The 16,562-nt window shown below is 37.2% G+C and carries 12 protein-coding genes; 3 read left to right on the forward strand and 9 right to left on the reverse strand.

From position 1 onward, the window contains the following. Window positions 1-16: 16 nt before the first annotated feature. Entirely contained in the window at window positions 17-829 is an 813-nt protein-coding gene (locus EFT72_RS06560; protein WP_124066113.1) for a Cof-type HAD-IIB family hydrolase, read from the reverse strand. Window positions 830-981: 152 nt separating this feature from the next. Between EFT72_RS06560 and EFT72_RS19210 the strand changes: the two genes are divergently transcribed. The 3 genes from EFT72_RS19210 (at window position 982) to EFT72_RS06570 (ending at window position 2,773) form a co-directional block, all read left to right on the forward strand. Then, window positions 982-1,122 carry a hypothetical protein gene (locus EFT72_RS19210; protein ID WP_164473100.1) on the forward strand — a complete coding sequence of 47 codons (141 nt, stop codon included), beginning with the start codon at window positions 982-984 and terminating at the stop codon, window positions 1,120-1,122. A 100-nt stretch (window positions 1,123-1,222) separates the two neighbouring features. Continuing rightward, window positions 1,223-2,194 carry an ABC transporter substrate-binding protein gene (locus EFT72_RS06565; RefSeq protein ID WP_347561853.1) on the forward strand — a complete coding sequence of 324 codons (972 nt, stop codon included), beginning with the start codon at window positions 1,223-1,225 and terminating at the stop codon, window positions 2,192-2,194. Window positions 2,195-2,281: 87 nt separating this feature from the next. Further along, entirely contained in the window at window positions 2,282-2,773 is a 492-nt protein-coding gene (locus EFT72_RS06570; protein WP_124066115.1) for a DUF6512 family protein, read from the forward strand. A 70-nt stretch (window positions 2,774-2,843) separates the two neighbouring features. Here EFT72_RS06570 and EFT72_RS06575 read toward each other — a convergent pair whose 3' ends face one another. The 8 genes from EFT72_RS06575 to EFT72_RS06610 form a co-directional block, all read right to left on the reverse strand. Then, a complete protein-coding gene (locus tag EFT72_RS06575) occupies window positions 2,844-4,175 on the reverse strand; it encodes an MFS transporter (RefSeq protein WP_124066116.1) in 1,332 nt (443 codons plus the stop codon). A 12-nt stretch (window positions 4,176-4,187) separates the two neighbouring features. Next, the gene (locus EFT72_RS06580; RefSeq protein ID WP_124066117.1) at window positions 4,188-6,254 is read right to left on the reverse strand and encodes a glycoside hydrolase family 3 C-terminal domain-containing protein; all 2,067 of its coding nucleotides are present in this window, start codon (window positions 6,252-6,254) and stop codon (window positions 4,188-4,190) included. After that, window positions 6,244-7,188 (reverse strand): AraC family transcriptional regulator, encoded by a 945-nt coding sequence (locus EFT72_RS06585; RefSeq protein ID WP_124066118.1) that lies wholly within the window; start codon window positions 7,186-7,188, stop codon window positions 6,244-6,246. The genes EFT72_RS06580 and EFT72_RS06585 overlap by 11 nt, the downstream gene beginning before the upstream one ends. A gap of 388 nt (window positions 7,189-7,576) precedes the next feature. Further along, on the reverse strand, window positions 7,577-9,529 hold the full coding sequence (locus EFT72_RS06590; protein WP_124066119.1) for a hypothetical protein: 1,953 nt from the start codon (window positions 9,527-9,529) through the stop codon (window positions 7,577-7,579). Between the two features lie 51 nt (window positions 9,530-9,580). Continuing rightward, window positions 9,581-11,263: a hypothetical protein gene (locus EFT72_RS06595; protein WP_124066120.1), complete on the reverse strand. Its 1,683-nt coding sequence runs from the start codon at window positions 11,261-11,263 to the stop codon at window positions 9,581-9,583. A gap of 36 nt (window positions 11,264-11,299) precedes the next feature. Further along, window positions 11,300-12,274 (reverse strand): hypothetical protein, encoded by a 975-nt coding sequence (locus EFT72_RS06600; RefSeq protein WP_124066121.1) that lies wholly within the window; start codon window positions 12,272-12,274, stop codon window positions 11,300-11,302. Next, on the reverse strand, window positions 12,237-15,125 hold the full coding sequence (locus tag EFT72_RS06605; RefSeq protein WP_124066122.1) for a non-ribosomal peptide synthetase: 2,889 nt from the start codon (window positions 15,123-15,125) through the stop codon (window positions 12,237-12,239). The genes EFT72_RS06600 and EFT72_RS06605 overlap by 38 nt, the downstream gene beginning before the upstream one ends. After that, a complete protein-coding gene (locus EFT72_RS06610) occupies window positions 15,100-16,557 on the reverse strand; it encodes a PEP/pyruvate-binding domain-containing protein (RefSeq protein ID WP_124066123.1) in 1,458 nt (485 codons plus the stop codon). Before EFT72_RS06610 ends, EFT72_RS06605 begins: the two co-directional genes overlap by 26 nt. Between the last annotated feature and the right edge of the window lie 5 nt (window positions 16,558-16,562).

Consider the following 16,562-nt stretch of genomic DNA (forward strand, 5'->3'; position numbering starts at 1 on the left):
AAGTCCACCCCTAGCATCATTCGGAAAAAATAAACGTATCAATTACATGAGCAATGCCGTCTTCGTCATTGGAATGCGTCACAAAATCTGCCGCTTTCCGAACAGGCAAAACTGCATTTTCCATGGCAACGCCAAGACCTGCATACTTTATCATAGATAAGTCATTATACCCATCTCCACAAGCAATCATCTCCTCCTTTGACATACCAAGCCTTAATAATAGCCGTTCAAGGCTTGACGCTTTGTCAATTCCTTTGGGAAGAATCTCAAGAAAAAACGGTTCTGACCGATAAACACTGTAATCTCGGCCTAATGAAGCCTTGACTTTGGGTTCTACCATAGCAAGATAGTCTCCCTCTTCTAACATTAAATACTTGACCACAGGAAACTGTACATAGTGTTCCATATCTGAAATCTCTTTAACTTTTAACTTATTAATGGAAGCTTCTTTCTGTACATATTCATCCGACGCATTCGGAGTGATGATCAAATCGTCTTCATAGGTCAGAATGTTAACCCCATACTCTTTCGCCATGTGAATAATTCTTTGATTCGAAGAAATCGGTAGTTCTTTCGCAAATATGGTCTCTCCGGTTCTGCAATCAATCATACGTCCCCCGTTAAAGGACAAAATATAGCCGCCTGATTCCTGAAGCTTCAGCTCCTTTGCCAGAGGCATGACTCCATAAGTAGGCCGTCCGGAAGCCAGAACGATCACACCGCCCTGCTGTTTAAACTTTAAAAGTGCCTCTTTGGTCCTGGGGGTGATCACCTTATCCCGATTGGTCAAAGTACCATCCAAGTCCAACACAATCATCCGATAGTTCATTGCATATCTCCTGCTTTTGTAATTTTACTATAGCAGTATAACATAGTTTAATTTCTTATTCCATCTTTTCAGAAAGATTTCTTTAAATAGGGTACCCCTATCGGCCTGCCTTCATATGATAACAGTAGTATGAAAAATGGAGGGAGAATTCTATGAAAAAGACACTTGCCTTAATCCTTGCCGCATTTATGCTGTCCTTCTCCCTAACCGCCTGCAGGTCAAAAGCCAGAAAGCAAATCCAACCACTTTTTTACCATGTTATTGAACAGTCAATGATTTGTGATTTTTCTTAAGACAAGGTACCTTCCCGTAATCTTTTAATACTATGTAGTATTAAGATTTCCAAAGGAGGATTTTATGAGAAAAGCCTATCACTTTTTTCTGACCGCTATAATGACCGGTGTTTTCATCTTAAGTTTAACCGCCTGCTCATCCAAGGCAAAAAACTCTGATATGACTTCGGTCACTTTAAATGAAGTCGCTCATTCCATCTTCTACGCACCCCAATACGCAGCCATTGAATTGGGTTATTTTAAGGATGAAGGGATTGATTTAACTCTGGTTAACGGAGCGGGCGCTGACAAGGTTATGACCGCACTCATATCTGGAGATGCCGACATTGGATTTATGGGGTCAGAAGCTAGTATCTACACGTATGCAAACGGATCGGAAGATTACGCTGTTAATTTTGCACAATTAACACAACGAGCAGGGAACTTCTTGGTTGGAAGACAAAAAGAAAATGATTTTAAATGGGATAATTTAAAAGAGAAAAAGATACTGGGAGGCAGAGCTGGAGGAATGCCAGAAATGGTTTTTGAATACATCTTAAAGAAACATGGTATTGATCCCGCTGTGGATGTTAACATCGATCAAAGTATTAATTTCGGACTTACAGCGGCTGCTTTTACTAGTAACGATGCCGATTATACGGTTGAATTTGAACCGTTTGCATCGGGGCTGGAAAACGAAGGCAACGGATATGTAGTTGCATCCTTAGGCGTTGATTCTGGCTATGTTCCTTACACTGCCTACAGTGTAAAGAAAAGCTATTTGGAAAAAAATCCAGAAACCGTTCAGAAATTTACCAATGCCATTCAAAAAGGACTGAAATATGTGAATTCTCATTCTCCAGAGGAAATTGCAAAAGTTATTAAGCCCCAGTTCAAAGAATCAGATGTGGAGAATATAACAGCAATTGTAAACCGTTACAAAGAACAGGACACTTGGAAAGAGGATACGATTTTTAAAAAAGACAGTTTTGAACTCTTGCAAAATATTCTAGTGGAATCCGGAGAACTAAGTAAACGGGTTCCTTATGAAACTTTAGTGACGACTTCTTTTTCCGAAAAAGCAGCCAAGTAAGTACATGTTATCATTGGCAGGGTCGTAGACACTTGTGGCCCTGCTCAAAGATTTTATTATTCTATCTTACGTGGAAAGGAAATACATATGGACTTTTATAAAATTTTCTTTGGCATCCTATTTGTATTTATTGTTGGTACCCTTTTGCATTTTACTTATGAATGGTCTGGAAATAATAGTATTGTTGGATATTTTTCACCTGTTAATGAATCTGTCTGGGAGCATATGAAAATGCTTTTCTTTCCCATGCTGGTATATGGCTTATTTACATTAGGAACAACTAATGATTCCTGTAAGTCATCTGCGTTTAGTGCAAGTATATTGATTGGAACCTTTTTGATACCCATTATTTTTTATACCTATACAAATTTACTTGGTCGCAATTTCCTGATTCTTGACATCCTTACTTTTCTTATATCAATTATTATTGCCTTTATCTGCTATTACTTTTTTACGATTCATTGTACGTTTGGTAAATATGATAGGCCTTTATCTTTTGGCGTATTTTTGTTACTAATAGCATTTATTATATTTACGCATTTACCTCCAAAACGGTTTCCTATTTTCCAAGAACCATAAATTTCTCCATATAAAAACGGAAGTAGACTATATTAAAAAGCCACTTCCGTTTGAATTTTGTAATAACGCTCTACTCTTTCCTTCGCTGTTCCAGTTCTGAAATAATAATCGGATAGATCCGGTCAATATTGGTAAAGAAAAGTACAATAATCCCGAGCAAAACAAACACAAAAGGAATATAGATATACAATGCCTTCATTGCTACTATTGTCTTTGCTGTTTGAATGGAAGCATTGGGATCATAGTTTCCAAATGCAAGGATCCACCCCACCAATGCTGTACCAAGTCCGGTACCGACTTTCATCCCAAAACTTGTTGCACTGTATGTAAGTCCATCTAGACGTTCTTTTGTTCTCCACTCCCCATAATCCACCACATCTGCCACCAATGCAAACAAACCAGCGGTGTGAGGAATACTACCAAAACCTTTTAACGATAGACCAATTAAAATCATTGGTAAATAGACAGGAAAAGCAATCATTAGAAGTAAACCCACAAGCTGCATTCCATATCCAAACATCATACATTTCCACTTTCCGAAGGTTTTCGCAAGAATCGGAAATAATGGCAATCCAATCAGCATGGGAAGAAAACCCGCTAATACTAAAGTGCCAAATGCTCCTGCATTCCCCAATACATCCCTGGCATAATAGATTCCAGCGCCCCCCTGCAACCCCATTACTACATAGTTTACTACAAAAAGTAATGTAACAAAGATAAAGTATTTATTTTTAAATAGAATATGAAAGGATTGTAAAAGTCCCAAAGGATTCTCTTGTTGTCTTTTCAGCGGCACATACCGTTCTTTCGTTCCAAAAAATGTAACCAGTAATAAAGCAAAGGCAATGAGTCCATAAATTACTGACATTCCTCCCCAACCGAACCAGCCAACAAAATGCATTGTACTATAGGAAATAAATAAAATGGCAATTAACGTGCAAATAAACCGTATGGTACTCATAGAAGTTCTGTCATTTTGTTCCGTTGTAATCAGGGACAGTAGCGTGTTATAGGACAAATTACATGCCGTATAAGCAAACGCTGCAAGAAAGACATAAGTAATCATTGCATAAATGATCTTCCCCTGCATATGAAATTGATCTGGCACGTGAAACAACAAAATTAAACCAACGGCCATGGGAATCGAACTCCACAACACCCACGGACGAGCCTTTCCCCACCGGGTATGAGTTTTGTCAATCAAGGCTCCCATACCCAAATCACTGAGTCCATCTAAAAGTCTGGTCAACAGCATTATCGTTCCAACAACTGCAGCACTGATTCCTACACTATCTGTATAATATAAGGTTAGAAATGAACCAATGGTAGTCCAGACAAAATTACAGCCTCCATCCCCAACTCCATAAGCCAGCTTCTCCCCAAAAGAAACTTTCTCCTTCATGATATGCCTCCCTTATAGTGTAAATGTACCACTTAATAAGTCCTGTGGTGCAGAGCTCGTTCCCACATAAATTTCATATGTCATATGCTCCAGTTCCATTGTTTTTTTGTCTTCATTATACCAGCACAACTGTTTCACAGGACAAGATATGGTAACAATTCCACTTTCCTTTTCTTTTAATGTAATCCGTTTAAATCCTCTTAAAATCTTAACGGGACGATCTATGGAGGAGTTCTTAAAACCAACGTACATCTGAACCACTTCTGTCCCAGCCCTGTCACCGGTGTTTGTAATCTGACAGCTTGCAGTCACGCTTTCACCATTCACTAAAAACTGGGGATTTTTTAAGTCAAATGTTGTATAAGACAATCCAAATCCATACGGAAACGATGGTTGAACTCCTTCCTTCTCCAATTTTGTATATCCATGATAGTAATCATACCACTGTTCTTTGGTATCCCAGTTCACTTGAGGTAGATCTGTCTCCTTGTAAGGAATTACGTAAGGAAGTTTTCCACTGGGATTTACATCGCCAAATAAAATCTCTGCAATTGCAGTACCACCTTCCATTCCAGCATAATAAGCCATTAAAATAGAACTTACTTTATCTTTCCATTCCTCCATCATTATCATATTTCCACCAATTAGCACGACCACTGAATTCTTATTTACAGGTCCTACCTCCTGAATCAACTGGCTTTCGTCTTCATGAAGCCCTAGAGAGTTTACCCGATCTCCGCCAATAGCACCTGTATAAGAATCGTTTAAGTCTTCTGAAATATACTCTCCTTCATCGTCATGATCATATCCCACTACAAAGATGACCGCATCTGCTTCCTTCGCCAGCTTTTTCGCATGCGCAATATTTTCCCCACTATAATAGATGACATCTGTCTTGGGACTTATGTTTGCAATTCCCTGAAGCGGAGTTACGATATATGCAGGATGGACCTGACTGGAGCCGTGATCCCCTATAACCTCTTTTTCTCCTAATTTGCCAAGAACGACTACTTTTTTTGTCTCTTTTTTATTCAAGGGTAGAACGTGATTCTCATTTTTAATCAGCGTAATTCCTTCTCTTGCAGACTGCAGTGCCAATGCAACGTGATCTTTGCATCCTAATATCGTTTCCTCTGTGGGCGAAACAGAAGCCTCATGAAAAGCGAGCAATGTACGAATGATCCGCAAAGCTGCATCCTCAATTTTAGATTCCGGTACTTGCCCTTTGCGAACGGCTTCTACTAGTCTCTCTCCAAAAAACTGAGTGCAGCACATCTCCATGTTTTGCCCCCCATTGGCAGCTTCCACGGTATCTTTTACTCCCCAAATGAAATCACTCATAACAAATCCATCAAAGTCCCACTCGTCTTTTAACACTTGATTTAAGAGATAATCATGATGACCGCAATGAATGCCCTGATATAAATTATAAGAACTCATAACACAGGCTGCCCCTTCCTCAATGCATTGTTTAAAATGAGGAAGAAATACCTCCCGTTCCGTTCGTTTCTCACAATCTATGCTTACTTTAAACCGAGAAATTTCCATCTGATTAAATGCAAAGTGTTTGATGCAGGCGATCACATTTTCCTCCTGTACCCCTCGAACCAATGCACTTCCCATCTCTCCTAAATGAAACGATTCTTCTCCATATGTCTCCTGACTCCTACCCCAGCCCGGATTGTATGGAAGATTGATGCAGACTCCTGCGAATAAATTCCCCTTATATGCCTTTACTTCTTTTCCAATGGCATGACCGATTTTTTCTTCTAATTCCGTGTCAAACGAGGCTCCCCGCAACATGGAGACAGGAAAACAAGTACTCTTTCCACTTCCGCATACCACTCCTCTGGGACCATCGCAAAAAAGCATAGGTGGAACACCCGCTTTTTTAATTCCTCCTGCGGAATATGGAATATAATTATAATGTTTGTCTGGATCCACTGACATATCAGAAATCATCTCCTGATGAGATACATTTCCTCCCATAAGGGCGACTTTTTCTTCCAACGTCAAAGAATCAACAATTGCTCTCGCTCTGTCTGTATAACTTATGCGATGATTTTTCTTACACTTCATGGGTATTTCTCCTTTCAATGTGTTTGTTTAACAGATTCACTGCTTCTTTCTGACTAAAACTTAAGTAACCTTTTACCTCTGGATTTTTATCCAACATGGTCCCATTTTGCCGATATTCATTGGGTGTTACACCCACCTCCTTTTTAAAAACTCGATAAAATGTGTTTTCTGATCCAAACCCACATTCGCCTGCAATACAACAAATGGGTTTTTCGGAAAATTTAAGCAATGGCTTGGAAGCTTCGATTCTACAATTATCGATTAGCTCTTTCGTAGTTAAACCCACATTACACTTTAAAAACCGATAAACTGTTTTTTCACCGATTCCAAGGGCTTTGTATAATTGGTTTAGCTTTGTCTCCTGGTTGAAGTTTTCCTGTATGAATTCAATGATCTGCATCAGCAAAACTTGATTCTCCTTCTCTTTTGTTGCAGCCGCTTTCTGGTGAATCTCATAGGGCACAAACTCAAACAAATCAGCGATGAATGCAAACAAAAGTGATTTTGTCCGGTAATAGCCGGCGATATCATTTTTCTGAAATTCTAATCCGATTTTGGCTGCCAGGCTTACAAACTCACAATAATTCTGCTTTGGAAAAAGATCCACAGACTGACTGTTTAAATGAAAATAGTAGGTCTTATTCCCATCACTAAAATCACGAATTAGACTTTGGCCTATTTGTATAAAAAGACATAGGTTCTCAGCTTGTGTTCGTTGCAGTTCATGAATCGCTTTTGAATTTAACAAAATAATATCACCAGCTTCCAGCGTCGTTGGCTTAGGACTGGCATTTACCAAAATACTCCCCTTTAAAACCAGAATGATCTCATATTCATAGTGCCAGTGAAAACTAGAATGCTCGATGCTTGTTACAAATGCTTTTGCCGGATATTTCTTCCCATGCTCGATTGCTTCAAATATGTAAGGTTTCATAATGCCTCCTTACCATTCCCATGTTTGATTTGCATCTACCACATCATTATAGCTCTTTCATCGGCATTTTGTTGTCATATTTGAACTTTATCCCATTCATTTTAGGACTTTTTACTATTATTTTTGTTTTGGTGTAAGTAAACGCGCCATAGTGAGTGCAGCCAAAAAAACAACCGCTCTCACGAGCGGTATATTTATACAATGATTTTCTGCAATTAACCGGAAGCTTATCTGACCAGGGTAGCAGAACTTCGCAGAAGTTGTTATCTTTTTCCTCCAAGTGTTTTGGGATCTCTGTCAGAAGATATAATAGCACTGGATTCAGCATCTGCTATGAGCGTTTACAACTATCCATATTATTTTGATACGGACGTTTTTCGCATAGTATTTAAATGCTATCAAAAAAAACGCCAGACAATACTGTGTTTTGATATAAAATTTTATTTTTTGATATATTGTTAAATATAAAATTAATTCGACCTTTTACTGAGAATGTTAAATAGACTCCTTTCTCATAATTACTTACTGTATGAGTAAGAATTAACTGCTTACTATCTTCATCAAAAATTTCAATTTTTACTTTTCTACCATGATTATCAAAATCCACTAAGTAAAGAGTTACTAATTTTTCTTTAGGACCTGATATACACACTTGCATTTCAAATCTATCAGGATTGCACATGATAGCAAGAATTCTATCTTTAAAGTCATTAGGGCTCTGTAAAGCTCGATTATCATTTGAGGTATCCGGAAAACGATAGAATTCCGCATTTTTATATCTTATATCCACATATAAAGGATACTTTGAAGGAACCCCAATAACTTCGTATCCTTCTTTACCAAATGAATTAAACCACGTACCCTCAGATGTCATATCAATCGAATGTAACTTAGCAGTATTTGGTATTACTTCTGAGTGTTTGTTCGAAGAAAATTCAAACCCACTTAAAGTAATAAAGCAATCTTTAGATTTATAATTTTTCTTTCCACTACATACCACCTTGACTAAATGATTCCCTAAAGACAATGTTGAATTTGAATAAATAATTTCATTACATTTTAGTTCTTCAGAATATAGATCTATTGTTGCTTCTTTTATATCATCAATAAAGAGATCTATATAGCCACAGCGACTATCTTTTCTAGCTATAAAATCAATGGAAGATCCATAAAATATGAAACTTGCATTTGCATTTATAGCATTTGTACAGTATGAACTGTCAAGCTCATAAACTGATTCTATCCAGTTGTCACTATAATCAATATATAAACTATAACAACTTAATTTTGAGTTTGAAGGAGTGTACAGAGTAGCAACTTCATTAATATTTACCATGAACTTTTGTAACAATTGTTGTTCTTTTGCAGAAATTTCTCTAAGCTTAATCATTGCTTTTTCAATTAATCCCTTGTTTTGACTAAATTTATATTTAAGTAATAGATTACGCAAAATCAAAGTTTTCTTTTCCACTAAAATAAATCCCAAATAGAAATAGTCAGCATTTTGCAGATAGCCTTTCTTAAATAAATATTTTATTAATAACAAGATCATTCTTTTATGATCCCAAAGTACATGATATGGTCTAATATCAAATTCAACATTACGACTTAATATTTCTTTAAGATGATTTTCAAGAACATCATAAACCTGTAATCCAAAAGCATACTCTTTATTGTTTAACCATGTGTTAATAAGAATAGTTCTGGCGTTAGAATTGTATGATGTCAAATAATCATTTATATAATTTTTAAGAATATTAGTATTAAAATTAGGTTGGTATGACTTATCTTTTTTCAGTAGAATAACACCATGTAGCCAATCAAACTCGTCACTTGCGTAATATCCTTCTGCTACTTTAGAAAACTCAGATTCTTCATAGGAGTATTTGCTATTTTTAAAAAAATCAGCAACATTAAATTTTTGATTTTGTATATTATATCCGAAAACCATAATGTCATGATATGTATGATATTTCATATATTGATCTTCATAAACTGGAACAAAAAATTTATCAACTACTAAATAAATATAATAACCAGAGTTAATACCATCAATTAAAAAGTCCGTTATATTATCCCACTTTTTTCTTATAAATTCCCTGCTTAAACCATGAAAAGTCACAATAGGACAATTCTTGATAAAAGGAATTATACTATAACCAATGTTAAAATCAAGCCGATTGTTAGGCTTTTTCTTTATTGCAAGTTGAAAATAGTAATTGTAAAACCAAATTAAGTTTTCTTCATTACAGGATAAGATAGATAATATATTTGCGTGATGAGGATAGGATGTTATAGGTGGATATTTTATTGGTAATAGTTTATAAATATTTGAATGCATTTTCTCAATCCTTTCGTATAACCTTTGTACTAATGTTCCCTAATTCACTTGTTAATACACTTTTTCCAACACTTTAACTGCGAAATTTTGAGCTGCCGAAATACTGATATCCTGAATACGATTACTATTAAAATACAGCCCATAATCAATTCCCCACATGACTAACAGAGCCTCTAAAATATTCTGCTTCCTGTTTACCACAATATTATATTTGTGCAGCGTGACTTTTACATAATCTAATGTCAGCTTCACCAATTTACGAGTTGAAAACATGTCTGAATAAATCATTCGGTTCATCATATACTTAAATTCATTAGATCGATATTTTTCTATCTCAATTAATTCATTCAGATTCATTCTTCTGGTGCATAATGAAGAGTCAATATAACTGGGGGCGATAATTTTATTCTGTATATAGTAAAGATTCCATTGTCCTTTAATATCAACTTCCCCTATTTCAATTTGTAGAACGGTGAAACAACTTATACCTATATGAATTGAATAGTTTTTCGGAATTTGATTGATAAAATGCTGAAATTTATGATCCTGTTGTTTAAGTATAACAAATACATCAATATCGCTCCAATTTTTAATGGCTGATTCAAATGCACAACTGCCTACCACTGAAAATAGTGCCAAATTTTCTCCAGCACTCTCTCTGACCTTTTCCTCAATATCTATTATAATATTCCTAAAACACGAATCAATACATAAATCGTATAAAGCTTTTCTTTCTAGTTTTGCATACTCATATGGTTCCTGGCTCTTTTGCTCCATTATGTCACATACTTGATACAACCCTATATTTTTACCGCAAGATTTTTCTACCTGAAAATTCATAAGAGACTTATTAATGCAATTGAACTGTCCCCCCAATATCGCGCCTGCCTCTGTACAAAAGTTACCTTCTGGATTTTTAAGAATTACATGACAATTATTGTTTTGTTTCAAATAATCAGCCAATTCATGAAACAGCAACTCTTGAAATAAGGTATTCTCCTGAAATATACCGAACTTTTTCTGCACCTGTTCTTTCATATAAGCATAATCTATACACCAAACTGCTTTCTTTTTCCGCAGATACTGTATCAAAAAATCAGTTTCATTATCCTGAAAACCTGTCAAGGCAGTAATCATATACTTCCGCCCTGAAATTTCTTCCAACCACTTATTCTTTAAATATTCTAAGATAGCTTGTTCCATTTTATCAATTACAGCGCTGCCGGGATAGTCCTTATCATTTTTCATCTCGTGTGTTACATCGAATACAAATTTTTTCAAATACTCTCTCTGAACCCGGTTATATTTTGCAAAAAATTTTTGATCAAATGTTACAAATTGATTATCGAGGAGCACGAACAAATTTTCTTTCACTATCTCACAATATTTGATTGTAAAATGCTCTATATATTCCTCAATTCTCTGCTGGCTTACTCCTCTGATTTTAAAGGTAGAATACAGTCTTGACTGCAGGGTTCGGAGCCCCTTATCCAGAAAGATTACCGGTTGTTTGATTTGTCTACACTTAACAGCACGTTCCTGAACCATCACTAGCAGCTCTTCCATAAGCTCTACTGGCATACTTTTATAAAACCACCAGTTCTCATCAGCAATTTTTTGGTTTTCCCCTAATCCAATACCATAATATAAGGAGTTATGCCTAACAATGGTATTAAGCAAATAAGTTTTTCCCGTAGAATTTGCTCCGTCTAATGACACAAATATCTTATCCATGTACAATCCCCTTTATCTTAGCAAACAAAGATATTATCACCTGTTTCTGTCTATGATACAAGCCAATGTATTAAAACAATCATTTTCCTGTAGATACAGCTGTTGAAACATGCCACAAACTGATTTACGCACTGTATCACTAACTGTTCCCCGCATACTAATTTTAGTAAACAAGCTCTGAATAACTCCTAGTATATCCACAGCTTTTTGGGTTTTCAATGTATATTCCCCCGTCATACCATCATAAAACCTTTCCACCCGGTATGCTTCCAATTCTCTGGATGTCTTGATTCTATCTATATTAAGCGTAATATCAGACAAAGCAGCCCTCTGCCAGAGTTCACTCTCCATAACGGCATATGTCTGTCTCACTAAAGGCAGCTCTTCAATCCCCTGATGCATCACCCCCCTGAATTCATCGAATCTGTGATGAAACATTTTTTTGTAATCCTCTGCCCGCGCTCCCCGTTCCATAGCCCTGATCGCAACGATCCCATGCTTTTTATTCAGCTTTTTATACTCTCTCATACCCGAATTCATCATGGAGCAGGAAACTTTAGATAATACATTCTGCCCAGGTGTTGAATCAATGACAAGGAATTCATCTTTATCCCTATCATAACCTGTAATCATATAATTATGAGCCATAGCAACAGAGTCAAATATGGAATTGTTTCGCGGTGATCCCCAATATCGTCTATCAATACGTATATGTACCGGTATACCATGATCAAGCATATCCCAAATCTGTTCATACTCTATGTTTTCAAAGCTTATTCCCATTAATTTTAAAAGCTGTGCTTCTTCCTTAATTACTTTACTTTTATATTGAAGATGTATGCCTGGATTCTCCTCATCGAATTCATTGCAATAATAAAAGAAATCGTTGCATAGTAATGGCTCTATAGAGCCGCCAAGATATAAAACAGCTGACAAAATAGAATTATAGTAGCAGCTTTTGTGATAAAATTCATTAAAAGGTTTCATCTTGAGCATTTTTTTCCTTGTCATTTGTCCCCTCCGCCTCCAGATGTAAATATGTTTTCAGGTTTTCTGCCATATCATTCAGTCTGAATTTTCCTGCGATCCCACTGTTACCGTATGGGGTTATCTTAATTTTATCCGATTCTATATTGATTACAATATTACACTGAAAACTGTTTGATTCCGTATGCTGTACTTCAAGCAATCCGTATTTACTCAAATGATTCATTCTTTCTGCACTTTGCTGTACATAGTTAACAATAAAAAGAATATTTTTTTCACTGTTATATTTTTTACACTTATTTAATGATGTATCGAATTGATTCTGATAGTTGAAAACATCCAGACAATCCTTTTTCCTGGTTTTTACCGGAAGCACACGGATATTATTTCCGCAATAGCGGTAATCCATCGACCAATCCTTTAGTACAACGCTATAAACCAGCTCCTCTTTACCTGTGCTCTTAAAAAAACTGCAAATAATAAACCACTGTAAAAACGCTCCCAGCCTTATCCTGCGCTTCTTGCAGAACTGAGAGAGTTCTTCCCTCAGCATTTCATTTAATACAATGGTTGAATCATTGTCTCCGAAATAATTTTCATCTTCATGTAAGGATAGGCGATTTATTTCCTCCCCTTCTATGGCCTTTTTAAGCATTTCACATAGTAATCCATAAAATGTATCCATATCCAAACGAATATGGTGATAGCGTATATTTAGATATATGTGGTCACAGCCTGCATGTATGGAAGATATCATGGCTATTTTATTTACATCTCCGTATTCTGCTAATACGCCACATGCCAGTTTTGCCTCATCATCATTTTCATAGTGTTTTACAGTATTCTTACACAGCTTAAGATGAGGTATATAAATACCTATGCTATTCCCACGTTTATCAAAGTAATATATACTTTTAAGCACTTCTGCCATTGATGACGCTTGATCAATGGCATCGTTTAACCGTTCTGCACGCCCCGACCTGTTCTTCATTACAATGGTATAGGATTCAATAAAGTTAGAATTTTCGGCATAAAACTGTAGCTCAAAAAGCATCGCTTTTTGAAGTTCAGATAAATGATAAGGTACCCCATTTATCTCTCCTTGCCCATACCGTCTCGCAAACGCAATAGCGCCCTGGCTCAATTCCACCACAGAACCTACTGTATTAGATCTTTCAAGATACTTATAAATCTGATTTATGGTCCCAAGCCTGATCAAATCATCAAAACTGATTAAAAACCCTGCCGTATTCATCCTGCTGCACAGTGTGATCATTGATAAAGAATCAGGGGCATATTCTGTATAAGATACATCTGTCTCAATATCTTCCCGTTTTAATACTTGTTTCCATAACTCTGTAAGCAAGGAGATATCATAAGAATTTGCTTGCTTATTTAAATAATATCCAATCAGTTTTTTTCTGTCTATCTTCTGATTAAATGTACGTGGGAAGGTATCTGTTAAAACAATGTGGTGAGGTATCATGTAAGCAGGGAGGGCTTCTTTAAGGGATTCTGCAATCTGATCTCCCGATATCTCAGTATCTGCTTTTACAAATAAATAGAGTGTCTTTGTTTCAGTATCAGGCACAGCCACCGCTTCTGACACTTCCGTTAACCGGAGCACAGCCTGTTCTATCTCCTCTGGTTCTATACGGTATCCGTTTATTTTTAACTGATAGTCAGCACGTCCAAGAAAGTAATAATTCCCATTTTTACGTTCCACCATATCCCCTGTCCTGTATACCCGTTCTCCAGGTTTTCCCGACAAATATGTAAACCTTTCTTCCGTTAAATCAGGACGACCGTAATACCCTTTTGCGACCCCTGCCCCGCCGATATATAACTCTCCCTCATCTGCTTCCTTTCTGTTTTCGTCCAGAATATAAAACTGTGTATTCAACACAGGATTTCCAAGATGAATGTCATAGGGATTCTTAATCCGCATAACAGAGGACCAGATTGTTGTTTCCGTAGGTCCATAAAGGTTATAAACAAAAGAGGAGCAAGAGCGTAATTCACCTGCAAGTTCTGTGCTCATGGCTTCCCCGCCGCATAAAATTATCATGTCTTTCGGATTTTTCCACCCAGATCCCAAAAGCATCTTCCAGGTAACCGGCGTTGCCTGCATTACAGTAATACCTTTATTTGTAAGAGTTTTTTTCAGTTGATTCATATCAATCTGCATTCTCTTTGTGGCAAGGACAAGTGTTGCACCAGTGCAAAGCGGAAGAAACAACTCCATTATAGAGATATCAAAGCTTACCGTCGTGATGGATAAGAACCGATCTCCCTCCGCTACTGGTAATACCCTTCTCATGGCTGTAATAAAGTTGGTCAGGTTGCCCGCGCTTATGTCAACGCCTTTAGGATTACCGGTGGAACCGGAAGTAAAAATCACATAAGCCGTATCCACATGTAAAGGTGTTATATAACGGCTTTTGAGATTATTTTCCGGATTCCGGTGCAAAGTATCCATGGAAATCTGATTCCGGCCCTTCAGCCAGCTATGTGAGTTTTCAACAATCACATTATCAATCTGACCCACATCTAGCATGTACTTGATACGTTCCGCCGGAAGTTCCACGTCTATCGGTATGAAAGCACAGGAAATTTTCCATACTGCCAATATACATACAACATAATCCACCGTCTTAGCACTGCAGATGGCAAAAATTTCATTCTTTTTAGTCTGACAGACACTCAAATGGGCAGCAAACCGACAGGCCAATTCATCTATCTCCCCATATGAATATTGTTTATCTGCTGATTCAACAGCAATACAGTCACGGTATGCCAAAACTGAAGCATCCCACCACGCGGACATGCTTTCATATTCTTTAATCATTTCAACATTCATCCCCATTTCTGGCATTACATTTCAGTCGCCTGCCAAAATCTCCACCGACAGTAAGAGATAACTCCTCCAACATTGTTATCATTTCCGGTTCTAAATCCTGACAGATTACCTCCTCTTCCTTCCGGTTAAACTTTAGCCCGTCGTCTTCCTTTATTAATCTATATTCCCCTGTTTCGCCATTTAAATAGTATAATTTGTTCCATTTGATATCGCTTAGATGTACCGCTCCTACTGCCGGTATCCCCAATTCTCTGGCAATAATGGCACTGTGTGAAAGAAGGGATTTTGATTCTAATATGCAGCCTGCCGCCTTTGTCGCCGCAAGGATAGCACTTCCTTCCAGCCGCTTTACCCCTAGGATGCCTCCCTTGGGGAATCTTTTAGCAGATTCCTCATCCGTAACAGTATAAATATATCCGGCTGCTTCACCTTTTACCAGCCCTAGCCCCGCTCCCTCCAAAGCAACTGCTTTTTTTCCTGTGACCTGTCTAGTGAGAGGTCTGCACTGCAATATAACAAGTTCTTCTCCCTGGCAAGCCCATTCAATATCATAATCAGGGATTCCCAAAACCGATGATACCTGTTCACACAGGCAAATGAGTCTTTGAATCCCATTGTCATCCATACAAAACGACTGCTTTAAATTCTTCGGAAGCGTTACTCTGATCACTTGGTCGCAATTATTGTATTCATCAACAACAAGTCCTTCCAACCTGCCAAAACAAACCACATCTCCATATAGCGGATTAATTCTGCTGTTCACTGGAAAGACAGCATGACTTTTATTCGTTTCTCTGCTCACTGATTCCCTGTCGTGTTCATGGAATATCCAGGAGTCACATCCGGTATTACCGTCAACAACAGACTTGGCAAGTCCGTAGTTCGCATTGATATAAATTTTGTCCCCACTACGAAAGACTACTCCAGCCGCGTCAGAGGGTATAAATTCCTGTAAAATCAAAGAACATGGACTAGAAATATAACCAGCTTCTTTTCCCATATAAGTGTTTAGGCTATTATCTAGGCTTTTCCTCCAGCATTTTAAAATAGCCATCACAATTTCTACTGCTCCTGACAGATTCAGCTCCGTGTGAAAGAGACCTGAAAAGCTATATTCCGCCCCATCCTCCTGCTCGTGAGAACTTCTCACCACGAACCGCCTTATAGCTCTGTTTTGCTTTTTTATATCTTTTATTTCTTCCAGTAAGCCAAAGAACAATTCTAGATCAAAATTACGATCAAAAAACAATTTAAGATTATTTAGATTAAAGATTTCGCCAGTTTCATTTATCAGTCCTTTTTTCTTTAGGGCATCTGTCACCTCATGACTGCTTATCACCCAGGTTTCCGGAACTCTAATACCTCTGGCTTTCATCTTGATAATCTGATCTGCCTTTCCGCCAAATGTACCTTCTTTTATATTTTTAATTGGAATGATCAGTCTCATAAAAG

Origin of the sequence: Clostridium sp. E02 (assembly GCF_003833015.1) — a bacterium.
Taxonomy (GTDB): Bacteria; Bacillota; Clostridia; order Lachnospirales; family Lachnospiraceae; genus Lacrimispora.

What these genes read in the sequence shown, in the direction of transcription:
- EFT72_RS06560 (WP_124066113.1), bottom strand. Translation starts at nt 829, where the DNA reads ATGAACTATCGGATGATTGTGTTGGACTTGGATGGTACTTTGACCAAT.
- EFT72_RS19210 (WP_164473100.1), top strand. Translation starts at nt 982, where the DNA reads ATGAAAAAGACACTTGCCTTAATCCTTGCCGCATTTATGCTGTCCTTC.
- EFT72_RS06565 (WP_347561853.1), top strand. Translation starts at nt 1,223, where the DNA reads ATGACCGGTGTTTTCATCTTAAGTTTAACCGCCTGCTCATCCAAGGCA.
- EFT72_RS06570 (WP_124066115.1), top strand. Translation starts at nt 2,282, where the DNA reads ATGGACTTTTATAAAATTTTCTTTGGCATCCTATTTGTATTTATTGTT.
- EFT72_RS06575 (WP_124066116.1), bottom strand. Translation starts at nt 4,175, where the DNA reads ATGAAGGAGAAAGTTTCTTTTGGGGAGAAGCTGGCTTATGGAGTTGGG.
- EFT72_RS06580 (WP_124066117.1), bottom strand. Translation starts at nt 6,254, where the DNA reads ATGAAGTGTAAGAAAAATCATCGCATAAGTTATACAGACAGAGCGAGA.
- EFT72_RS06585 (WP_124066118.1), bottom strand. Translation starts at nt 7,188, where the DNA reads ATGAAACCTTACATATTTGAAGCAATCGAGCATGGGAAGAAATATCCG.
- EFT72_RS06590 (WP_124066119.1), bottom strand. Translation starts at nt 9,529, where the DNA reads ATGCATTCAAATATTTATAAACTATTACCAATAAAATATCCACCTATA.
- EFT72_RS06595 (WP_124066120.1), bottom strand. Translation starts at nt 11,263, where the DNA reads ATGGATAAGATATTTGTGTCATTAGACGGAGCAAATTCTACGGGAAAA.
- EFT72_RS06600 (WP_124066121.1), bottom strand. Translation starts at nt 12,274, where the DNA reads ATGACAAGGAAAAAAATGCTCAAGATGAAACCTTTTAATGAATTTTAT.
- EFT72_RS06605 (WP_124066122.1), bottom strand. Translation starts at nt 15,125, where the DNA reads ATGCCAGAAATGGGGATGAATGTTGAAATGATTAAAGAATATGAAAGC.
- EFT72_RS06610 (WP_124066123.1), bottom strand. Translation starts at nt 16,557, where the DNA reads ATGAGACTGATCATTCCAATTAAAAATATAAAAGAAGGTACATTTGGC.